Raw genomic sequence first — 20,689 nt, forward strand, 5'->3', positions numbered from 1 at the left:
CATATGCCCGGCAACCATCCACAAATCCAGCTGAGTTGGCACAGTTCACCCGTGCGGGTGACGAGGCCCGGCGAGGCCCCGGCGGGGAGCCGGAGGGGTGGGTCTGGTTGGTTTCACCTGGTCTTTTCAAGGGGTTGCGTCCGGCCCTACCGGGTCCCGGCTCGCCACGACCCGGTCCGCAGGCCACGTACCCCGGGCAGCCGGATCAGGGTGTGCTCGAAGGCCTCCCGGTGAGGTACCAGCGGATACCAGGGGTCGGGCGGCAGCACGGGGTAGTCGTCGCGCAGAACACCCTCCGGGAGCACCCCGGTCGCGGGCATCGGCGAGGTCTCGCGCGGGTGGACGAGGTACGCCCAGACCCCGCTGTCCAGCGGCGCGACCACGGCCCCCTCGTCGCCGGGCGGGCGCCAGGGCTCGCCCGTGAGGGGGTGGCGGGGGACGAGGAGGACGTCGGGACGGGGCCGGGGCGTGCGGATCCCCGGCCCGGCCGGCCCCACCGACCGGCCGCCGGGCCCGACGGGGAGGTACGGGCGGACTGCCTGGCCGAGCAACTCGCCGAAGGGGCCCGGGGGAAGACGCACCGGATGCCCCTCCGTGGCCACCACGAGGTGGGCCAGCGCCACCCCGAGGGCCGCCTCCCAACGCCGGCTCCACGAACCGCCGTTCTCGACGGGCGGGACACGGTGCTCGGCGCGCTCCAGGTCGTCCCAGCCGGGAGGCGGGCCGGCGGGGAGCCCCGAGGGGCACCGTACGACCGCCTCCGGCTCCAGCCAGACGGTCTGCCACGATCCGCAGTCGTCCACGCGGGTCGCCACGGCCCGCCCGCAGCCCTCGCACGCCAGGTTGGGGCCGGCCCGGCCGTCCACGCCCCGGCAGTAGCCCTCGCACTTCTCGGGTATCAGGGCCATGGACCGGGAGTCCCCGGGGGCGATGACGATCCTGTTCCGCGCGCCGAAGGAGACGGAGTGCGCCGGCGCGTACACGCCCTGCCGGGCGGCCGCGTCCTCTCCGACCTCCTCCCACAGCCGCCACGGCGGTCCGGTGGGCAGGGGGTCGACGGCGTACGTCGAGGGCTCCATCAGGGGAGGATGCAGCTCCTCCCACGCCCCGTGGTGGGTGTGCACGGGGAGCGCGACCCGCGACACCGGCGCCGTCAGCTCCGTACCGCACCCCGCGCACGCGAACACGTCCAACCGACTCCCCCTCGCCCTGCCCTGCCCTGCCCCGCCCCGCCCGATTCCCCCGGATCGTCCCCCGCTCGCGGCCGCGGATCCACCGGATTTCACACCGCCCGGGGGACGGACGGTGCGGTTTGAGATGATCCGGCCATGGACGTCGGGGTGATGGGGAGCGGGACGCGCGCGAACACCGCCGTGCCCGTACGGGTGGTCACGGCCACGGCGGAGCACGGCGCGGACTGGGCGCTGCGTGCCGCGGTGGCGGCGGACGTCGAGGTGATCGCGGAGTTGCGGGCCGTGGTCATGCGGCCGGACCTGGAACGCCTCGGGCGCTACGACGAGCACCGGGTACGGCAGCGGCTGCGGGACGCCTTCTCACCGCGGCACACGTCGGTCGTCGTCATCGGCCGCGAGATCGCGGGATGCGTCGCGGTCCGGCCCGCCGAAGACAGGCTGTGGCTGGAGCACTTCTACCTCGCTCCGCACCATCAGGGCCGTGGGCTCGGCTCCGCCGTACTGGGCGCGGTCCTGGAGCGGACGGACGCGCAGGGCATGACCGTGGGCCTGAACGTCCTGCGGGGCAGCGCCGCCCGCAGGCTCTACGAACGCCACGGATTCGTCGTGGAAACCCAGGACCCGGTCGACGTCTTCATGACGCGCCCCCCGGGATCGGTACCGAGCCCCCCGCACACGAGCCCGACCTCCGACGGACGCCACCCTCAAGCAAGCTCGACACTGAGCTGAAATCCCAGTCCCCCGAAGCCCAACCCGGCGGCGACCCGCCGGGAGGCGGGAGTGCGCGCCCGCCACTGCGGCAGCAACCCGGCGCCGAGAGCGTGGGCGACCGCCGCCGATCCCGCCGCCCGGGCCAGTCCCCGCCCCCTGGCCCTTGGCGCCGTCAGCACACCGACATGCGCCACCCCTCCCGGCCAGGTCCCGTAGCCGGCGGCGGCGACCACCCGCCCGTGCCGGTCGCGCACGACGAACGCGGGCGAGGTGACCTCGTCGAGCGCGGCCTCACCCGCGTCCTCGGGGCCTGCCGCCCGCTCCAGTTCCCGTACGTCCGGATGAACGGCGGGCAGTCGCTCCACGGTCAACGCACCCACGGTCAACGCCCCTGCCGGCACCGGCCGGGCAGAGCCCGGACCGCGGGGACACCACCACGTCCAGGCCGCCCTGCGGGGCGAACGACACCGGTACGCGGGCCAGTTCCTCCCACATCTCACGGGCGCGCATCACCAGGGGATCCATCGGCATGCCCCGATCCTGCCAACCAGAGGGGAGCTCCGCACCGGGAATGCCCTGTCACACGCCTGTGACGCGGACCGGACCATTCCACCCGCACAAGATCACTAATTTTCTGTCTGTAGCCAGCAGCCCGAACTCGACGGCCTCCACCGGAAGAGACCACGGCATACGGCTCTCCTTATACCCACAGCACAGCTTCAAGGAGTCGTCATGCGCACCGCCCTCCGCGCCACCACCGCCGCCCTCGCCCTCTTCGGCGCGGTGATCGCCGTCCCCGCCACGGCGTTCGCGGCCTCTTCCCCGGCCGAGCAGGGTTCCCCCGCGCGCACCGAGGTGATCGCCGAGAACTGCGTCAAGACCAAGGTGATCCCGTCCGTGTTCGCGGGCCTGACGGTCAAGCTGACCAACAGCGCCCACACCGGCGCCAAGGCCCAGCTGCGCGACGAGAGCGGCAAGGTGCTGGGCACGGTCGACCAGTCCAAGCCGCTGGACCTGTCCAGCGGCCTGCGGATCGACGGCGTGCTGTCCACCGCGCCGGTCTTCAAGCAGCGCTCCCAGGGCGGTGACACGCCGTGGACCGCCACCGCGTTCCCGAAGCTGCCCAAGGACTGCGACACCGCCGGCAGCCTCTTCTCCACGACGAAGTACGGCAGCCTGACCGTCAAGACGTACAAGGCCGGCCCGCAGGTATTCAGCTCGCACATCATCGAGAACGGCAAGCGCGTCGGCTTCCTGCACCCGGCGACCAACGCCTACCAGGACGTCCGCAAGGTCGGCGACCGCTACATCAGCCTCACCATCGACGGCGGGATCCACAGCTGGACCGGCGCCACCACCGTCTCCCCGAAGCTCGGCGTCTACAAGGTCGCGGGCGGCACGAAGGTCCGCCTGGTGAAGAAGGACGGTCTGTACGGCGTCCAGATGACCTCGCGCGGGGCCTGGAGCAACTGGACCTACTTCGCCAAGGGCAAGTCCGCGATCCTCCAGTCCGACAACACCATCATCGTCCTGAACGCGAACGGCACGCTCTCCAACTACATCTACGGCCACGCCCCCCAGACCGCACCGGTCTGGATCAAGGCCTGACCACACCCGCACCACCCCGACCTGAACAGGGGGCCGCCCCGGCAGACACGCTGCCGGGGCGGCCCCCTGTTCGCGTAGCAGCGGATCACCGGGGCGGCGCACGGCCCGACGCCGGAATCCTCCTTGCCCGGGCGGGCAGGACCCTCGCATGATCTCCGCATGGACGATACGCCGAACCAACTCCCCTCCACCCTGCCCGCGTTGCGCGCCCAGGCGGCCGACGCGGGCTTCACCCTCTCCTGCGAGGACCGCACGGGCGGCCTCCTGACGGTGCTGGCCGCCGGCCGCCCCGGCGGCCGGATCCTGGAGCTCGGCACCGGTGCGGGCGAGGGCGCCGCCTGGCTCCTCAGCGGCATGGACGGGGACTCCCGCCTCACCACCGTCGAACTCGACCCCGCCGTGCAGGCCATCGCCCGCGAACACCTGGGCGCCGACCCTCGGGTGACCTTCGTGTCCGGGGACGGCGGTAGGTGGCTGGAGGACTTCGACGGCCCGCCCTTCGACCTCGTCTTCGCGGACACCTGGCCGGGCAAGTTCACCCACCTCGACCGGGCCCTGGCACTGGTGGCTCCCGGCGGGACCTACCTGATCGACGATCTCCTCCCCCAGCCCGGCTGGCCGGACGGCCACAAGGCCTCCGTCGACCGCCTGCTGGCCGAGCTCGACGGGCGCAAGGACTTCCGGTGCGTCCGCCTGGCCTGGGCGAGCGGCCTCCTGATGGCGGTACGCACGGCCTGACGCGGGCTCTGCTTCCGCACCTCATCACCACCCGAGTTGCTCCTCGCCCAGGACCTCGCCGCCGATGCGCGCGGCGAGCTTCCCGGCCCGAGGCAGGTCGCCCCACTTGCCCACGTGGACGAAGACGGTGTGATGTTCGGCCAGCAGCGCGCACAGGCGCATGGCCTGCGCGTACGCCGCGGTCGCGTCGGTGGTCCGGAAGACGGGATAGGCCCTGGAGTTGCCCATGGGCCGAACCGTCACACGCTCTCGCAGGCCTCCGCCAGCCCATTTCGCCGGTCCCGTCGCGGCTCTGCGTACGTCCCCCTGCCCGGGGCACACCGCAGCCCCCGCCCGGACGGGGGCGAGGGCTGCGGCAGTCGAGCGGCGGGGCTCAGGCGGTGACGAGAGCCTTCGCCGGGTCGGCGTCCGAGGAGTCCGAAGCGTCCGAGGAGTCCGAGGCGTCGGACTGGGCCGGGATCTCGGCCTGGGCCGGCTCGTCCAGGAGGGACGAGGAGGCGGTGGCGTAGGCCGCCTTGTCGAGGATTCCCTCGCGGGCCGCGACGATGACCGGGACCAGCGCCTGGCCGGCCACGTTGGTGGCGGTGCGCATCATGTCCAGGATCGGGTCGATCGCCATCAGCAGGCCCACGCCCTCCAGCGGAAGGCCCAGCGTGGAGAGGGTCAGGGTCAGCATGACCGTGGCGCCCGTCAGGCCGGCCGTGGCGGCGGAGCCGACGACCGAGACGAAGGCGATCAGCAGGTAGTCGGTGATGCCGAGCTGCACGTCGAAGATCTGCGCGATGAAGATCGCGGCGAGCGCCGGGTAGATCGCGGCGCAGCCGTCCATCTTGGTGGTCGCGCCGAACGGGACGGCGAAGGAGGCGTACTCCTTCGGGACGCCGAGGCGCTCGGTGACCTTCTGGGTGACCGGCATGGTGCCGACCGAGGAGCGGGAGACGAACGCCAGCTGGATGGCCGGCCAGGCGCCCTTGAAGAACTGGAGCGGGTTGACCTTGGCGACGGTCCACAGGAGCAGCGGGTAGACGCCGAACATCACGAGCGCGGAGCCGACGTACACGTCCACCGTGAAGGTGGCGTACTTGCCGAGCAGGTCCCAGCCGTAGGTGGCGATCGCGGTGCCGATCAGACCGACGGTGCCGATCGGGGCGAGGCGGATGACCCACCACAGGGCCTTCTGGAGCAGTTCCAGCACCGACTCGGCGAGGTTCAGCACCGGCTGGGCCTTGGTGCCGAGCTGGAGGGCGGCGATGCCGGCGACGGCGGCGAGGAAGACGATCTGCAGCACGTTCAGTTCGGTGAACGGCGTGATGATGTCGGTCGGCACGATGCCGGTCAGGAAGTCCAGCCAGGACCCCTCGCGCTTCGGCAGCTTGCCGTCCTGCGGGGTGAGGCCGGTGCCGGAGCCCGGGTTGGTGAGCAGGCCGATGGCGAGGCCGATGGCCACCGCGATCAGCGATGTGATCATGAACCAGAGCAGCGTGCGGGAGGCGAGCCGCGCGGCGTTGTTCACCTTCCGGAGGTTGGTGATCGACACCAGGATGGCGAAGAAGACGAGCGGGGCGACGGCCAGCTTCAGGAGCTGGACGAATATGTCGCCCACCTGCTCCAGGGTCGTACCGAGCCAGCTGATCTCCTGGCTGCGGGAGACCCAGCCGAGCAGAACGCCGAGCACGAGGCCGGTGACGATCTGGGCCCAGAAGGGGAACGAGAAGGAGGACTTCTTCGCCGGGGCGGTGGCCTCGGCGGCAGGGGTCTGCGGTGACGCGGACACGGACACTCTCCGGGTGGATCTGCGGTTTCTGCGGGAGGGGGGGGTGGTGATGCGGTGCGGCAGCACCCGGAAAAGCGAAGAGCCGGGCGGGCGGACCGCTGCTGCGTCAGGGCCGGTCGCGAGGACTCAGCGACAACAGCAACAGGCCGCGGACACGCGGCGGCAGAGGTCGACGTGCAGGCGCGCCACGAGCGGGACGCTCGGGGTCATCTGGTGCGCGGCTGTCGTCAACATGTTGAACACGCTAACACTTCACCTTTGAGAACCTCAAAGCCTGCCTTTGAGAAAGGCGGAGTCAGCACGGGCCGGCGCGAGTCGGCGCGGGCCCGGACACCTCGGCGAACCCCGGCGAATCCCCCGCGAATCCCCGCCGAACCCCCCGGAAAACGCCGAAAGCCCCGGCGTCACGGGCGGCGAGCCCGGTGCCGAGGCATTTCGGTGTGTGATGAAGCTAACTGCTCCGTACTAGCTGGTGCGCACGGCCTCGTCGACCGCGGCGTCCTCCTGGCTGCGGTTCGCGGCGAGCTTGTCCTTCGCGCCCGCGACGCGCCCGGAAATGGCCACGGACATCTCGTCGCGCTGCTTGCGCAGCAGCACGAAGGAGAGCGGCGCGGAGAGCACGAGGGCGAGCAGCACGACCCAGGCGGGGTTGGCGTCACCGAGACCGGAGGGCACCCAGCCCAGCCGGACCAGACCCGCGACGAGGACGAGGCATCCGACGAAGATCCCCAGGCGCATCGCGGTGTAACGGATCGTCGCGCTCGGCTTGAGGGACACGGTGACCCCTTCTCTCTTCGTCGGTCGTCCTACGGCGGCACGTGCCCGTCCAGTGAAGCACGCCCGGGCCACGGACAAGGGCGCCGGGGGGCTTCGGCGGGCAGCGGCCGCAGAGCGGCCGGGCGTCACGCGAAGCCGGTCCCCGGGCCCGTGCCGTCAGGAGATGCGGATGTTCGACCAGTTCGTGGCCTTGCCGACCTGCGTCCGGTTGCCGAAGCCGCCCTTGCCGTTGCCCCGGTTCAGCCAGGCGCGGCCTTCCTTGTCGAGCGAGATCAGGTCGGCCCGGCCGTCCCCGGACAGGTCGAGCCCGCCGACCACGTCCTTGTAGGTGGTGCCCCAGTCCTTGAAGACCAGGGACCGGGCCTTGAAGGTGCCGGTGCCGGTCCCGCCGAACCGCCACAGCTCGTTCGACGCGTCGAGGGCCAGCAGGTCGTTCTCGCCGTCGCCGTCGATGTCCCCGGCGGCGATCAGCTTCTCGTACGCACCGAAGCCGGACCCGCCGAGCGTGCGGGCCTTGAAGCCGACCGCACCGGTGTTCGCGTACACGTAGAGCTTCCCGGTCGAGGTTGACCGGGCCACCAGGTCGGCCCGGCCGTCGCCGGTCACGTCGCCGGGCGAGAGGACCTGGTCGTACGCGCTCCAGTCCGAGGAGACCCTGACGTAGGCCGACTGCAGGTCGGGCAGCCCGCCGCAGGCCGTCAGGTAGACGCGGGCCTCGCCCTTCGGGAAGCGGGCGAACACGTCGTTGCAGCCATCGCCGTCGAGGTCGCCGAAGGGCAGCACCTGCGTGTCCACCGACGGCCAGGTGATCGCGCGCTTCCCTGCGGTCAGCTTCGTCGCGTCGCCCGCGTACACCTTGAGCCCGGTGCCGTCCCGGCCGAACAGGTCGGCCTTGCCGTCGTCCGTGTGGTCACGCCACTTGGGCAGCGCGCGGCTGGTGGTGGTGGCCTGGTAGACGCCGGTCAGGACGACGCTGTTCGTCTCGGACCACTTGTACTCGTCCCACAGGACGACGGGCCGGCCGAGCGCGTCGGCGGTGATCCGGGGCGCCCCGGCCCAGCTGGTGCCCGTCGAACTCAGCCGCCGCGGGGCGGACCAGGTACCGCCCTTGAAGACGGAGGCCATCACGTACTGCGCTTGCGCATACCCCTCCCGCCAGGTCAGCGTGACGGTGCCGCCCGACGTGGCGGCCGCGGAGACCGCGCTGACCGCCTTGTGCGTGGAGAAGGGCTGCGTGTACGGCAGCCAGTCCCCGGTGGACGCCGAGCGCACCGCGTACGAGAGCTTCCCCTGGGTGAAGGGGTCGATGGCGACGAAGAGGTCGCCGCCCGGCAGGTAGACGGGGTCCCCCGCCATCTCGTACGTGTTGCCGCTGGGGAGCGCGGCATGCGGGGTGCTCCACTCCCCGACGGCCGGGGACCAGCGCGTGTTCATGAGGGGCCCGACGCCGCCGTAGAACACGTCGAAGCCGCCCTGCGGATGGGCGACCACCTTCGGCAGCGCGTTGACCACGCCCGGGACCGGGAAGTTCTGGACCGCGGTCCACCCGGCCGCGCCCGGGGCCTTCTGCAGGGCGACGACGGCCTTGCTCGCCTTCCACTGCCACACCAGCAGGGCGGTGCCGTTGCCGGCGACCGCCAGGTCCATGGAGACGATGTCCCGGCTGCCGGACGGCGGCTGCTCGTTGAGGGCGGCCGGAGCCGTCCAGGCGGCCTTCGGGCCGGCCTTCTCGGCGGCCTTCACGACGCCGGAGACCGACCACACCGCGACCAGCCGGCCGTCGGGGGCCGCCGCCAGGTGCTGGTAGCCCTTCTCGGGGACCGCGGCGACGTACTCGGGCTCGGAGAAGGCGGTCGCGCCGGGCGCGAGGGTGGCCACCTTCAGCCAGTAGTTGTTCTGGTCGTCGGCCCGCTTGGCCCGCCAGACCAGGCACACCGAGCCGTCGCCGAGCGCGACCAGCTCGGTGTTGTACCCGCCGGCGTCCGGCCAGGACTTCGGGGCGAGCCAGGTGGTGCTGCCGGCGGGCCGGATCCGGGTGGAACGGCTGAGCCCGTCGCCGGTGAGGGAGACGAGGGTGCCGTTCCCCGCCGACACCAGGGCGTTCAACCCGCCCGAGGAGGAGGCGGGGTCGGGGTTCGGAGCGTGCAGGACGCTGGTGCCCCACGGGCCCGGCGCACGCGTCGCGGCGGCCGCCGGAGCCGCGTCGGTCGCCGGAGCGGTGCCGGTCGCCGTAGCGGTGGCGTTGCCGGTGCCGGTCGCCGTAGCGGTGCCGGCGGCGGCAGAAGCCGCGGCCGCCAGGACGAGGACGGGAGTGAGCGCGATGCCCAGCAACGCGCGGGAATACGAGGTCGAAGTCATGGAATGCCCCCCCGGGCAAGGCGATCCGGTGGCCCGGATACGCCGGACTGTTCGAACAGATCGTGCGCAGCGTATATCAGCCAAGATCGTCCCGAGCAGGGGTTTCCCCGCCCGCTAGTGCAGCGGCAGCAGCATCGTGATGTCGTCGCGGTCGTCGCCCGGGGCCACCCGGATCGCGCCGGGGACGCGGCCGACCTCCTTGTAGCCGCAGGCGGCGTAGAAGTGCTCCAGGCCCAGCCCGCCCCGGCAGCCGAGGCGGATCGCCTCGATGCCCTCCATCGTGCGGGCGGCGTCCGCGACGGCCTCCATCAGCGCGCGCCCGGCGCCGCCGCCCTGGAGGGCGGGATCGACCATGACGGTGTAGGCCCAGACCCAATGCGTCTGGAGCCGGTGCTGGTTGAGCGCGATGACGGCGGTGGCGCGTACCCGCCCGGCGGCGTCGCGCCCGACGAGCAGCCGGCTGCGGCCCTCGGAGGCCGCGGCGAGGTGCGCGTCCAGTCCGGGGCGGACGTCCTCGACGGTGACGGGCGGTACGAAGCCCACCGCGCCGTCGGCGTTGGACACGTCGGTCCAGAGCGCGGCGAACTCCTCGACCAGGGCGGGGTCGACGACCGGATCGAAGATGAAAGTAAGGGCCATGCGGCTAGTTTAGCCATTACTCAATCTGGCGCGCAAAAGGCCCCGGCACCCCGCCAGGGGAACCGGGGCCCACAGAGCACCAGATGTCAGACGTCAGGCCTCAGACGTCAGGCCTCAGGCGTCAGGCCCGCGGGCCTCAGACGTCAGAGCCGCATCGCCTGCGGCGTCTCGCGGAGTTCCGCGTCCGGGCCGGGGTACTCGCGGATGATCTCGTAGCGCGTGTTGCGCTCGACCGGGCGGAAGCCCGCCTCGCGGATCAGTTCCAGCAGGTCCTCGCGGCCCAGCTTGTTCGGGGTGCCGTAGTTGTCCGCGTCGTGCGTGATCTTGTACTCGACGACCGAGCCGTCCATGTCGTCCGCGCCGTGCTGGAGGGCGAGCTGCGCCGTCTGCACGCCGTGCATGACCCAGAAGACCTTCACGTGCGGGACGTTGTCGAAGAGCAGGCGGGAGACCGCGAAGGTCTTCAGCGCCTCGGCGCCCGTCGCCATCGTCGTACGCGCCTGGAGCTTGTTGCGTACCTTGCCGTCCTTCATGTCCACGAAGTCGTGCTGGTAGCGCAGCGGGATGAAGACCTGGAAACCGCCGGTCTCGTCCTGCAGTTCGCGCAGCCGCAGCACGTGGTCCACGCGGTGGCGCGGCTCCTCGATGTGCCCGTAGAGCATCGTCGCCGGGGTCTTGAGGCCCTTGGAGTGCGCCAGGCGGTGGATGCGCGACCAGTCTTCCCAGTGGGTGTTGTGGTCGACGATGTGCTGGCGGACCTCCCAGTCGAAGATCTCGGCACCGCCGCCGGTGAGCGACTCCAGACCGGCCTCGATCAGCTCGTCCAGGATGTCGGAGGCCGACATGCCGGAGATCGTCTCGAAGTGGTGGATCTCGGTCGCCGTGAACGCCTTCAGCGAGACGTTCGGCAGCGCCTCCTTCAGCGCGGAGAGCGAGCGCGGGTAGTACCGCCAGGGCAGGCTGGGGTGCAGGCCGTTGACGATGTGCAGCTCGGTGAGGTTCTCGCCCTCCATGGTCTTGGCCAGGCGGACGGCTTCCTCGATGCGCATCGTGTACGCGTCCTTCTCGCCCGGCTTGCGCTGGAACGAGCAGTACGCGCACGAGGCCGTGCACACGTTCGTCATGTTGAGGTGACGGTTGACGTTGAAGTGGACGACGTCGCCGTTCTTGCGCATGCGCACCTCGTGGGCGAGGCCGCCGAGCCAGGCCAGGTCGTCCGACTCGTAGAGGGCGATGCCGTCCTCACGGGTCAGCCGCTCGCCGGAGCGAACCTTGTCCTCCAGCTCACGCTTGAACCCAGCGTCCATGCCGGTCCTCTCCTCTGTCCTCTGTCCCCAGGCCCGCTCTTGCGCGGTCCGCGGCGCGGTACGTGTGCCCCACAACCGCGCCCCAACCGTACTCTCAGCGACCTCAGGCTTCTTCCGGCAGGCCCCCGACCCGGTTCTCCCACTTGGTGGAGAGCACGATGGTCGTGCGCGTGCGCGAGACGCCCTTGGTGCTGGAGAGCTTGCGGATGATCCGCTCCAGCCCGTCCACGTCGCCGGCCCGGACCTTGAGCATGTACGAGTCGTCGCCGGCGATGAACCAGCAGTCCTCGATCTCGGAGAGGTCGCGCAGCCGGCGGGCCACGTCCTCGTGGTCCGCCGCGTCGGAGAGCGAGATTCCGATCAGTGCCGTGACGCCGAGGCCGAGCGAGGCCGCGTCCACGGTCGCGCGGTACCCGGTGATGACTCCGGCCGTCTCCAGCCGGTTGATCCGGTCGGTGACGCTGGGGCCGGAGAGGCCCACGAGCCGGCCCAGCTCGGCGTACGAGGCGCGTCCGTTCTCACGAAGTGCCTGGATGAGCTGCTTGTCCACCGCGTCCATGTACCTGGAACCTTCCATTATTCGGCATTCCCTCAAGTTTACGTATAGAATCAAAGGCACACAGGGTCGACACCCTGTGAATCTTTCAACAGATCAAAGACGATCTGACAATTTTCAGGAGTGGTTCACCGTGTACACGATCGAGATGGCCTACGCGCACATGCGACAGCTCCAGGAGCTGGCCAACCGATCCCGCACCGACCAGCCCGTCGCCGCACACCGTGTCGACAAGATGCGCAAGCCGGGGCGCGCCAAGAAGCGCTAAGCGCCACCGCTCGCCCCCCGGGGAGGACGGGAGCCTCCGAGCTCCCCTTCCCACCGGCGGTACAGCCCGTGCGGCACCCCTGCCGCGTCGAGCACCCGCCCCGCGACGAAGTCCACCAGATCCTGGATGTGCGTCGCACCCGCGTAGAACGCCGGAGAGGCGGGCAGCACCACTGCGCCCGCCTCGTCCAGGCTCACCAGATGCTTCAGCGTCTGCCCGCTCAGCGGGGTCTCCCGCACCGTCACCACCAGCCGGCGCCGCTCCTTGAGCGTCACGCTCGCGACCCGCTGGAGCAGGTCCTTCGACAGCCCGAGCGCCACCCCGGCCACGCAGGCCGTGGACGCGGGCACGATCAGCATCCCCTTCACCGGGTACGAGCCGCTGCTCGGTCCGGCCGCCAGGTCCCCCGCCGCCCAGTGGCGCACGCCGTCCAGGTCCGGGCGCGCGAAGGTGCCGGGCTTGCCGTCGGCGCCCCGCTCCAGCCACTCCCCCAGGTCGTCCTGCCAGTGCGCGTCGCGGAAGGCGATCCCGGTCTCGTCCAGCAGGGTCAGGCGCGAGGCCCGGCTCACCACCAGGTCCACGCTCTCGCCCGCCGCCAGCAGCCCGCGGATCACGGCGGCCGCGTACGGCGTCCCGGACGCCCCGGAAACCCCGACCACCCACGGGGTGCGCTTGCCCTCAGTCATACCTCCGAGACTATCCGGCCACCGCCGGGGGGCACTGGCTAAGGTGGCCGCACGTTCAAGGGGTGGACACGGCGGAGGGATCGTCATGAGCGGAAGCAGCACACACCCGGGCGGTACGGGTCGTACGGGCTCCTTCGCCTGGAGCCGGACCGGCCGGACCGGCCGGGCCGTGGCCGCCGCGAAGCTGATGCTGGGCTGGGTGGCGCTGCTCTGGCTGATCGAGGCCGTCGACTACGCCACCGGCCACGCCCTCGACTCCTACGGGATCACCGCGCGGGAGGCCGACGGCCTGAGCGGGATCCCCCTGGCGCCCTTCCTGCACTTCGGCTTCGACCACGTGGCCTCCAACAGCGTCCCGCTGCTGGTCCTCGGCTTCGTCACCGCGCTGAGCGGCATAGGCCGCTTCCTGGCCGTCTGCGCGGCCATCGTCCTGGCCGACGGGTTCGCGGTCTGGCTGATCTCCCCGCCCCACAGCATCACGGCGGGCGCCTCGGGCCTGATTTTCGGCCTCTTCGGCTACCTGCTGGTCCGCGGCTTCGTGGAGCGCAGCCCCCTCGGCGTGGCGGTCGCCGTGGTCATCGCCGCCGTCTGGGGCACGACCTTCCTGGCCGGAGCCCTCCCGACGGACTCGATGGTCAGCTGGCAGGCCCACCTCTTCGGCCTCCTGGCCGGCGCCGCGGTGGCGCGGCCGCGCCCGGAGGTGGCGGCGGTCTAGGCTCCCGCTCCCGGGTCCACCGGAAAGTCCGAGGTGTCCACGAGCAGCTTGCCGATCCCGGTCTGCACGACGACGGTCTCCCCGTACGGGATGACGTCCCGGCCCCGGTAGCCGTCGGAGCCCGGGTTCCACAGAGTCGTGCACTGCGCCCGGTACGGGTCGAAGATCAGGTAGTGCGGGATCCCGCGCCGGGCATAGGCCCGGTCCTTGACCTCGTAGTCGTTGCGCACGCTGCTCGGGGAGACGACCTCGATCGCGAGCTCGATCAGCTCCGGCGGGTAGGCACTGAGGTTCTTCCGTACCTCCGCCCGCGGGATCACGGCGAGGTCCGGGCAGAGCTCGTTGTCCGGATCGAAGGGAACGGCGACGTCGCTGATGAATCCCCACTCTGCCGAAAGCTGACCTTTGAGGGCCGTACGGACCTCCCAGATCGTTTCGTTGTGGTGCGGCTTGACCGGACTCATCATGATGTTGCCCTCAACGATCTCCATCCGGTAACCGGGGAACATGTCCTCGAACCGGCTGAGCTGTGAGTGCAGGCGGTCGCTCTCCGAAACGGTCACGTCGGCCTCCCTGTCCATGCACCCGATGGTAGGCCGCACGCTAGCCACACGGGCAGGCCGCGAACCGCCGGATAGGGCGGGGCACACACGATCGAGTTACAAGGACAGCCCCCGCACCACCAGGTCCGCCAGCGCGCACACGAACAGGGCCATGCCGATGAAGCCGTTCACCGTGAAGAAGGCGCGGTTCAGGCGGGACAGGTCGTGCGGCGTGACGATGGTGTGCTCGTAGACGAAGGCCGCCACGACGATGAGGAGGCCCAGCCAGAACAGCCAGCCCGCGTCCGTCGCCACCGCGTACCAGGCCAGCAGGCCCGTGGTCACGACGTGCGCGCCGCGCGCGCCCCACAGGGCGGCCGGGATGCCGAAGCGGGCCGGGACGGACTTGACGCCCTCCGCGCGGTCCGCGGCCACGTCCTGGCAGGCGAAGATCAGGTCGAAGCCGCCGATCCACACGCCCACCGCGAGGCCGAGGATCACCGCGTCCCAGGACCACTCGCCGGTGATCGCGATCCAGGCCCCGACCGGGCCCATCGCCTGGGCGATGCCGAGGATCGCGTGCGGGAAGTTCGTGAACCGCTTCCCGTACGGGTACACCACCATCGGTACGACGGCGATCGGCGCCAGCAGCAGGCAGAGCGGGTTCAGCAGCGCCGCCGAGCCGAGGAAGACGGCCAGGGCGATGCCGGCCCCGGTCCAGGCGGAGCGGACCGAGACGGCGCCCGTCACCAGCTCGCGCCCGGCGGTCCGCGGGTTCCGCGCGTCGATCTCCCGGTCGATGATCCGGTTGGCGGCCATCGCGAAGGTCCGCAGCCCCACCATGCAGACGGTGACGAGCAGCAGCTTCGTCCAGTGCATCCGCTCGTCGAGCGTGTACATGGCGGTGAGCGCGGCGATGTAGGCGAAGGGCAGCGCGAAGACCGAGTGCTCGATCATCACGAGCCGCAGGAACGCCTTGACCTTGCCGACCGGCTGCGGCGCCGGGCCGGACGAGCCGAGCAGTTCGTCGGCGGTCGTCATCATGCGAGGCTTCTCCGGAAGTCTTCGAGGTCGGCCAGCAGGTCGGCCGTGGGGAGCGTGCCGAGCTCCAGGGTCCACGGGCCCGCGTCGTGGCCCTCGGGCGGGGTGACGTGGGCGGTCAGCTGCCAGGTGGTGGGGGTCGGGCGCGCCTCCAGGCGCAGGAAGTTCCCCGCCTCCGCCGTGAACGGCTCGCCCGCGACCAGGTCGCGCTGGAGCTGCTCCGCGAAGTCGTCCGCCTCGATGTCCCGCGCGCCGGGCAGCTCGAAGCCGTCGCCCTCGCCGTCCTGGTCGAGCATCAGCGCCCAGACGTTGCCGGGGCCCGCGAACTCCTCGGGCGAGACGCCCGCCTGCTCGGCGGCGAGCCGGACACCCGGGTCCGCCGGGTCGAGCTCCGGACGGACCAAGGCCACGTAGACCTCGTCGGTACCGATGAAGAGGGCGGGGCCGCCCATGGCTACAGGGCTCACAAGCCGTATTCCTTCCAGCGGCTGTCGACCAGGGCCGCGGTCGCGGGGTCGGACTCGACCATGTCAGGCCAGCCGCCGTCCCGGGTGTAACCCTCCGTCGGCAGCTTCTTCGTGGCGTCGATGCCCGCCTTGCCGCCCCAGAACTGCTGGTACGAGGCGTGGTCCAGGTGGTCCACCGGGCCCTCCACGACGGTGAGGTCGCGGGAGTAGTCCGTATTGCCGAGCGCGCGCCAGGAGACCTCGTGGAGGTCGTGCACGTCGCAGTCCTTGTCCACCACGATGATCAGCTTGGTCAGCGACATCATGTGCGCGCCCCAGATGGCGTGCATGACCTTCTGCGCGTGCTTCGGGTACTTCTTGTCGATCGAGACGATCGCGCAGTTGTGGAAGCCGCCCGACTCGGGGAGGTGGTAGTCCACGATGTCCGGGACGATGATCTTGAGGAGCGGCAGGAAGAAGCGTTCCGTCGCCCGGCCCAGCGGACCGTCCTCCGTCGGCGGCCGGCCCACCACGATCGACTGGATCAGCGGACGCTTGCGCATCGTCACGCAGTCGATCTTCAGTGCGGGGAAGGGCTCCTGCGGGGTGTAGAAGCCGGTGTGGTCGCCGAAGGGGCCCTCGGGGAGGGTCTCCCCGGGCTCCAGCCAGCCCTCGATGACCACCTCGGCGTGGGCCGGGACCTGGAGCGGGACCGTCTTGCAGTCCACCATCTCGATCCGCTTGCCCGCCACGAACCCGGCGAAGAGGTACTCGTCGATGTCCCCCGGCAGCGGCGCGGTCGACGCGTACGTCACGGCCGGCGGGCAGCCGAAGGCGATCGCGACGGGCAGCCGCTCACCGCGGGCCGCGGCCACCGCGTAGTGGTTGCGGCTGTCCTTGTGGATCTGCCAGTGCATGCCGATGGTGCGCTTGTCGTGGCGCTGGAGGCGGTACAGGCCGAGGTTGCGCACGCCCGTCTCCGGGTGCTTGGTGTGCGTCAGGCCGAGGTTGAAGAAGGAGCCGCCGTCCTTGGGCCAGGTGAAGAGGGCCGGCAGCTGGTCCAGGTCCACGTCGTCGCCGGTCAGGACGACCTCCTGGACGGGCGCGGACTCGCCCTTCACCTTCTTCGGCGGCACGTGCACCATCGAGCCGAGCTTGCCGAAGGCCTCGCGGACGCCGATGAAGCCCTGCGGCAGCTCGGGCTTGAGCAGGCCGCCGATCTTCTCGCTGATCTCGGCGTACGACTTCAGCCCGAGGGCCTTCAGCAGTCGCCGGTCGGTCCCGAAGACGTTCATGGCCAGCGGCATCGCCGAGCCCTTGACGTTCTCGAAGAGCAGCGCGGGTCCGCCCGCCTTGTTCACTCTGTCGACGATCTCCCCGACCTCTAGGTACGGGTCCACTTCGGCCTTGATGCGCTTGAGGTCGCCCTCTCGCTCCAGAGCCCGGAGCAGCGAGCGGAGATCGTCGTAAGCCATGCGGCCAATTGTGGCATCCCCGCTCAGAGCCCGAAGCGCGGCGGGGCCTCTACCCTGGAAGAGTCCACGGCGGGCCTGCCCGGTCCGCACCGTTCTTCTGGGGGTCGGTCCCACACCGTGCTGCGCTATCTGCCGTTCCTGCTGATCATCGCGCTGACCATCTACACCTTCATCGACTGCCTGAACACGCCGGAGGAAGAGGTCAAGCACCTCCCGAAGGTCGTCTGGGTCCTGATCATCCTGCTCTTCTCGATCGTCGGGCCGGTGGTGTGGCTGTTCGCGGGCAAGAAGCGGGTGCCCGGCGGCGCCGGCGACCGGCCGCGCCCGGGCCGCCGCACGTGGGTGGCCCCCGACGACAACCCGGAGTTCCTGAAGTCCCTGCGCGAGGAGCAGGACGAGCGGGACGGCAAGGAGCAGGACAAGGAGTAGGGCCGGAGCCCCGTAGGACCGGAGTCCGGTAGGGCCGGAGCCTCGTCTGCCCCTCTACGGAGCTTCCGCGCCCGTCCGGGCCGCCGCCCGCTGCGCGGCCTGCGCGAAGGCCCGTACGGCGCCGGTGTCCTCACCCGCGCGCCAGACCAGCCCGTACCCGACCGGCTCCGCGTCGGCCACGGGCACGTGGGTGACGCCCGGCCGGGCGTGGTACGCCGCGGCGTGCGCCGAGGTCAGCAGGGCGCCCCGGCCCGCCGCGACCAGCATCAGCGCCTCCTGCAGGTTCGTCACCTCCGGCCCGCGCCGGATCGGCCGCCCGCCCGGGGTGCGCGCCGGGGCCTGGTGTTCGCGCAGGTACGCGGGCAGGTCCCCGGCCACGGCCAGCAGCGCGACCCCCGCCAGCTCCTCCAGCGTCACGGAGTTCCGCACGGCCAGCGGATGCCCGGCGGCCACGGCCAGCGCCCGCGCCTCGGTGAACAGGGTCGGCCCCTCCCCCAGATCGGGTTCGCGGACCGGGAACTCGGCGAAGGCCACGTCGAAGTCCCCGCCGCGCAGTTGCCCGTACGGGTCGGAGAGCGGCACCTCGCACACCTCGACGCTGAGGCCGGGGTGCGTGGTGCGCAGGGCCTGCGCGGCGCGCAGGACGAGTTCGCCGGCGGGCGGGGTGGTGAAGCCGACGTGCAGCACCCCGTCCGCGGCGCGGGCCGTCGCCGCGGCCCGGTCCAGGGCGGCGGCGATGCCGCGGTGGTGGGGTTCCAGGTCGGCGCGGAGCTGGGCGCCGAGCGAGGTGAGGGCGACGCTGCGGCTGGTGCGCAGGAAGAGCCGGGCGCCGACGCGCCGTTCGAGGCGCTGCACGAGCTGGCTGACGCGGGCCCGGGAGAGCAGCATGCGCTCGGCGGTGCGGCCGAAGTGCAGCTCCTCGGCCAGGATCAGGAAGCAGTCCAGCTCATCGCGATCGGTAAGCATGGCTGAACGAACGTTGAGATCTTCGCCGTTGTTCCCGGACGGGCGGCGGGCGAGGGTGGTTGAGCCGGCAACTTCCGCTCTTCCTCTCCTTCTTTCCCTCCCTTCCTTCCTCCCTCGATCCTGCGAGGTCTTTCCGTGGACTCCAACCCTTCCATCCGCGGGCGCCGGCTCGGCGTCCTGCTCGTCCTGTGCGGCGCCATCTTCCTCGAAGGCATCGACGTCGCGATGCTGAACGTGGCCCTGCCGTCCATCCGCGCCGATCTCGGCCTCGAAACCGGCGTGCTCCAGTGGGTGATGAGCGCCTACGTGCTCGGCTACGGCGGCTTCATGCTGCTCGGCGGCCGCGCGGCCGACCTCTTCGGACGCCGCCGGATGTTCATCGGCTGGCTGACGGTGTTCCTGCTCTTCTCCGGGCTCGGCGGGCTCGCCACCGAGGGCTGGCAGTTGATCGCCGCCCGCTTCGTGACCGGGGTCGCCGCCGCCTTCATGACCCCGGCGGGCCTGTCCATCATCACCACCGGCTTCGACGAGGGGCCCCAGCGCGAGAAGGCGCTGCTCGTCTACTCGGGCACGGCCGCCGCCGGGTTCTCCGTCGGGCTGGTCGCGGGCGGGCTGCTCGCCTCGGTGGGCTGGCGCTGGGTGTTCTTCGCTCCCGTGGCGCTGGCCGCGCTGATCCTGGCGGGCGCCCTGGCCTTCGTACCGAAGGCGCCGAAGGAGCTGTCCGCCTCGCTCCGGGAGCGGGGCCGGATCGACCTGTGGGGCGGGGTGCTCGTGACCGCGGGCGTCGTGCTGCTCGTCCTCGGCGTCGAGGAGCTCGCGGCGCTGCCCGCGGTGGCGGGGCTGGCGCTGCTCGGGGCGTTCGCCCTCGTCGAGCGGCGCACGGCCGAACCCCTGGTCCGGCTGGGCATCCTGCGCTCCCCCGGGCTGCTGCGGGCGAACGCGGCGGCGCTGCTGTTCTCCGCCGCGTTCTTCGGCTTCCAGTTCCTGGTGGTGCTCTACCTCCAGGAGGTGCGCGGCTGGTCCACCCTGCAAACCAGCCTGGCGATGCTGGTGATCGGGATCGACGCGGTCCTCTCGCCGACCGTGGTGCCGAAGCTGGTGGCGCGGTACGGGAACGGCCGCCTGATCTTCGGCGGACTGCTGCTGGCGGCGCTGGCATACGGGCTGTTCCTGCCGCTGGGCGCCGACTGGTCCTACCTGCTGATGCTGCCGAGCCTGATCCTGCTCGGGCTGGCCTTCGCCCTGGTCTACGGGCCGCTGACCATCGTCGCCACCGAGGGGGTCGCGGAGGAGGAGCAGGGCCTGGCGGGCGGGCTGCTGTACACGGCGTTCCAGTTCGGCGCGGCGCTCGGGCTGGCCGGTGTGACGGGGGTGGCGGCCGGCGCCGCCGATCCCCTGGAGGGGTACCGGGCGGCGCTGCTCGTCCCCTTCGCGGCCGTCCTGGTGGCCGCGGCCGTCAGCCTGCCGGGGCTCCGGCGGGGCTCACACCGCCCAGGGCAGGGGGCGGGCGCCCTCGGTGCCGGGGACGGAGACGAGGCCGTCGGCGCGCATGGCGACGTACACCTCGGTGTCCGCCAGAGCGTGGACGTGGCGCAGGACGTCCGGGGGTAGCACCACGGCTTCACCTGCGGCGACCTTCTCGGTGCGGCCGCCGCAGGTGACGTCCAGGGCTCCGGCGGTGACCGTCCAGACCTGCTCGCGGCTGACGGAGTGCTCGGGGCCGGTGATCCCGGCGGGGATGGCGGCGCGCCAGGTGCTCAGCTCGGCGCTGCCCCGGCTGGGGGAGGCGAAGCCGGTCATGGTCGCGTTCGGGGTGGTGATGACCTGGTCGGGGGACGGGGTGATGACGCGCACGGCGTTTCCTTCGCTTCCGGGGACAGGTGAGTAAAGGTGCTTTACTCGAGCGAGTAAAGCACCTTTACTCACCTGTGTCACCATGTTTCCGTGACCACCCACCAGAGCGACGACGGCATCGAGCTGGCCTTCCTCCTCGGCCTCGGCTTCCAGCTCCTCCTCGGCGAGTTCACCCGCCGCCTCGACGAGGCCGGGTACGCCGACGGCCTGCGCCCCCTGCACGGCATGGCCTTCCAGGCCCTGGGGCCCGCCGGCGCCACCGCGACCGAGCTCGCCGAGCGGCTCGGGGTGACCAAACAGGCCGCCGGACAGCTCGTCGACGACCTGGAGCGGCGCGGCTACCTGCGCCGCACCCCGCACCCCGAGGGCGGCCGCCGCAAGCTGGTGGTCCTGACCGAGGCCGCCACCGCCCACCTGGGAGCCGCCGGCCGCGTCCTGCACGAGCTGGAGGCCGAGCTCGGCCGCGGCAGCGTCGACCTCGGCGCCCTGCGCACCGAACTGGGCCGCCTCGTCCGCACCCTGAACGGGGACGGCCCCCTCCCGCCGCTGCGCCCCTCCTGGTGACGGGGCGGGAAGGCCGGGAACGCCGGAGGGGCCGGGTGCCTT

General features: G+C 71.5%; 23 protein-coding genes and 1 pseudogene. 8 read left to right on the top strand and 16 right to left on the bottom strand.

Features of this window, described 5'->3' with window-relative positions:
• Window positions 1-146: 146 nt before the first annotated feature.
• Window positions 147-1,187 (bottom strand): hypothetical protein, encoded by a 1,041-nt coding sequence (locus OG730_RS18040; RefSeq protein ID WP_327309314.1) that lies wholly within the window; start codon window positions 1,185-1,187, stop codon window positions 147-149.
• A 141-nt stretch (window positions 1,188-1,328) separates the two neighbouring features.
• On the opposite strand from OG730_RS18040, the gene OG730_RS18045 reads away from it, so the two are divergent.
• The gene (locus OG730_RS18045; RefSeq protein WP_327305195.1) at window positions 1,329-1,922 is read left to right on the top strand and encodes a GNAT family N-acetyltransferase; all 594 of its coding nucleotides are present in this window, start codon (window positions 1,329-1,331) and stop codon (window positions 1,920-1,922) included.
• Here the strand turns inward: OG730_RS18045 and OG730_RS18050 are convergent.
• Window positions 1,898-2,284, bottom strand: coding sequence for a GNAT family N-acetyltransferase (locus OG730_RS18050; RefSeq protein ID WP_327305196.1), 387 nt, complete (start codon window positions 2,282-2,284; stop codon window positions 1,898-1,900). The genes OG730_RS18045 and OG730_RS18050 overlap by 25 nt on opposite strands.
• 352 nt (window positions 2,285-2,636) lie before the next feature.
• On the opposite strand from OG730_RS18050, the gene OG730_RS18055 reads away from it, so the two are divergent.
• Window positions 2,637-3,512, top strand: a complete 876-nt coding sequence (locus OG730_RS18055; RefSeq protein WP_327305197.1) for a hypothetical protein — start codon at window positions 2,637-2,639, stop codon at window positions 3,510-3,512.
• A 159-nt stretch (window positions 3,513-3,671) separates the two neighbouring features.
• On the top strand, window positions 3,672-4,250 hold the full coding sequence (locus OG730_RS18060; RefSeq protein WP_327305198.1) for an O-methyltransferase: 579 nt from the start codon (window positions 3,672-3,674) through the stop codon (window positions 4,248-4,250).
• A 24-nt stretch (window positions 4,251-4,274) separates the two neighbouring features.
• On the opposite strand, the gene OG730_RS18065 is transcribed toward OG730_RS18060, so the two are convergent.
• The 7 genes from OG730_RS18065 to OG730_RS18095 form a co-directional block, all read right to left on the bottom strand.
• Entirely contained in the window at window positions 4,275-4,478 is a 204-nt protein-coding gene (locus OG730_RS18065; protein WP_327305199.1) for a hypothetical protein, read from the bottom strand.
• 145 nt (window positions 4,479-4,623) lie between these two features.
• The gene (locus OG730_RS18070; RefSeq protein ID WP_327305200.1) at window positions 4,624-6,024 is read right to left on the bottom strand and encodes a dicarboxylate/amino acid:cation symporter; all 1,401 of its coding nucleotides are present in this window, start codon (window positions 6,022-6,024) and stop codon (window positions 4,624-4,626) included.
• A gap of 465 nt (window positions 6,025-6,489) precedes the next feature.
• Window positions 6,490-6,762: a DUF4229 domain-containing protein gene (locus OG730_RS18075; RefSeq protein WP_442815200.1), complete on the bottom strand. Its 273-nt coding sequence runs from the start codon at window positions 6,760-6,762 to the stop codon at window positions 6,490-6,492.
• Between the two features lie 195 nt (window positions 6,763-6,957).
• Window positions 6,958-9,159 carry an FG-GAP repeat domain-containing protein gene (locus tag OG730_RS18080; RefSeq protein ID WP_327305202.1) on the bottom strand — a complete coding sequence of 734 codons (2,202 nt, stop codon included), beginning with the start codon at window positions 9,157-9,159 and terminating at the stop codon, window positions 6,958-6,960.
• A gap of 114 nt (window positions 9,160-9,273) precedes the next feature.
• A complete protein-coding gene (locus tag OG730_RS18085; protein WP_327305203.1) occupies window positions 9,274-9,798 on the bottom strand; it encodes a GNAT family N-acetyltransferase in 525 nt (174 codons plus the stop codon).
• A 143-nt stretch (window positions 9,799-9,941) separates the two neighbouring features.
• Window positions 9,942-11,105 carry an aminofutalosine synthase MqnE gene (gene mqnE / locus OG730_RS18090; RefSeq protein WP_327305204.1) on the bottom strand — a complete coding sequence of 388 codons (1,164 nt, stop codon included), beginning with the start codon at window positions 11,103-11,105 and terminating at the stop codon, window positions 9,942-9,944.
• A 103-nt stretch (window positions 11,106-11,208) separates the two neighbouring features.
• Window positions 11,209-11,664 (bottom strand): Lrp/AsnC family transcriptional regulator, encoded by a 456-nt coding sequence (locus OG730_RS18095; RefSeq protein ID WP_243340137.1) that lies wholly within the window; start codon window positions 11,662-11,664, stop codon window positions 11,209-11,211.
• 130 nt (window positions 11,665-11,794) lie between these two features.
• Between OG730_RS18095 and OG730_RS18100 the strand changes: the two genes are divergently transcribed.
• Window positions 11,795-11,929 carry a hypothetical protein gene (locus OG730_RS18100; protein ID WP_266905748.1) on the top strand — a complete coding sequence of 45 codons (135 nt, stop codon included), beginning with the start codon at window positions 11,795-11,797 and terminating at the stop codon, window positions 11,927-11,929.
• On the opposite strand, the gene OG730_RS18105 is transcribed toward OG730_RS18100, so the two are convergent.
• The gene (locus OG730_RS18105; protein WP_327305205.1) at window positions 11,926-12,615 is read right to left on the bottom strand and encodes a UbiX family flavin prenyltransferase; all 690 of its coding nucleotides are present in this window, start codon (window positions 12,613-12,615) and stop codon (window positions 11,926-11,928) included. The two genes, OG730_RS18100 and OG730_RS18105, sit on opposite strands and share 4 nt — an antisense overlap.
• Window positions 12,616-12,700: 85 nt before the next feature.
• Here OG730_RS18105 and OG730_RS18110 point away from each other — a divergent pair, with 85 nt between their 5' ends.
• On the top strand, window positions 12,701-13,330 hold the full coding sequence (locus OG730_RS18110; protein ID WP_442814947.1) for a rhomboid family intramembrane serine protease: 630 nt from the start codon (window positions 12,701-12,703) through the stop codon (window positions 13,328-13,330).
• On the opposite strand, the gene OG730_RS18115 is transcribed toward OG730_RS18110, so the two are convergent.
• The 4 genes from OG730_RS18115 to OG730_RS18130 all read right to left on the bottom strand — a co-directional run bounded on the left by OG730_RS18115 (window position 13,327) and on the right by OG730_RS18130 (window position 16,834).
• Window positions 13,327-13,911, bottom strand: coding sequence for a Uma2 family endonuclease (locus tag OG730_RS18115; RefSeq protein ID WP_327305206.1), 585 nt, complete (start codon window positions 13,909-13,911; stop codon window positions 13,327-13,329). The two genes, OG730_RS18110 and OG730_RS18115, sit on opposite strands and share 4 nt — an antisense overlap.
• Before the next feature lie 78 nt (window positions 13,912-13,989).
• Window positions 13,990-14,916: a menaquinone biosynthesis prenyltransferase MqnP gene (gene mqnP, locus OG730_RS18120; RefSeq protein ID WP_327305207.1), complete on the bottom strand. Its 927-nt coding sequence runs from the start codon at window positions 14,914-14,916 to the stop codon at window positions 13,990-13,992.
• Entirely contained in the window at window positions 14,913-15,380 is a 468-nt protein-coding gene (locus OG730_RS18125) for a hypothetical protein (RefSeq protein ID WP_327305208.1), read from the bottom strand. Before OG730_RS18125 ends, mqnP begins: the two co-directional genes overlap by 4 nt.
• Entirely contained in the window at window positions 15,377-16,834 is a 1,458-nt protein-coding gene (locus OG730_RS18130) for a menaquinone biosynthesis decarboxylase (protein WP_327305209.1), read from the bottom strand. Before OG730_RS18130 ends, OG730_RS18125 begins: the two co-directional genes overlap by 4 nt.
• Window positions 16,835-16,951: 117 nt before the next feature.
• Here OG730_RS18130 and OG730_RS18135 point away from each other — a divergent pair, with 117 nt between their 5' ends.
• Window positions 16,952-17,263, top strand: coding sequence for a PLD nuclease N-terminal domain-containing protein (locus OG730_RS18135; protein WP_327305210.1), 312 nt, complete (start codon window positions 16,952-16,954; stop codon window positions 17,261-17,263).
• A 54-nt stretch (window positions 17,264-17,317) separates the two neighbouring features.
• On the opposite strand, the gene OG730_RS18140 is transcribed toward OG730_RS18135, so the two are convergent.
• Window positions 17,318-18,229, bottom strand: coding sequence for a LysR family transcriptional regulator (locus OG730_RS18140; RefSeq protein ID WP_327305211.1), 912 nt, complete (start codon window positions 18,227-18,229; stop codon window positions 17,318-17,320).
• A gap of 153 nt (window positions 18,230-18,382) precedes the next feature.
• Here OG730_RS18140 and OG730_RS18145 point away from each other — a divergent pair, with 153 nt between their 5' ends.
• A complete protein-coding gene (locus OG730_RS18145) occupies window positions 18,383-19,840 on the top strand; it encodes an MFS transporter (RefSeq protein WP_327309316.1) in 1,458 nt (485 codons plus the stop codon).
• A gap of 9 nt (window positions 19,841-19,849) precedes the next feature.
• On the opposite strand, the pseudogene OG730_RS18150 reads toward OG730_RS18145, so the two are convergent.
• Window positions 19,850-20,167, bottom strand: a pseudogene (locus OG730_RS18150) (hypothetical protein); the annotation flags it as partial.
• 6 nt (window positions 20,168-20,173) lie between these two features.
• Here OG730_RS18150 and OG730_RS18155 point away from each other — a divergent pair.
• Window positions 20,174-20,647 (top strand): MarR family winged helix-turn-helix transcriptional regulator, encoded by a 474-nt coding sequence (locus OG730_RS18155; protein WP_327305212.1) that lies wholly within the window; start codon window positions 20,174-20,176, stop codon window positions 20,645-20,647.
• Window positions 20,648-20,689 lie beyond the last annotated feature (42 nt).

Origin of the sequence: Streptomyces sp. NBC_01298, assembly GCF_035978755.1 — a bacterium.
Lineage (GTDB): Bacteria > Actinomycetota > Actinomycetes > Streptomycetales > Streptomycetaceae > Streptomyces.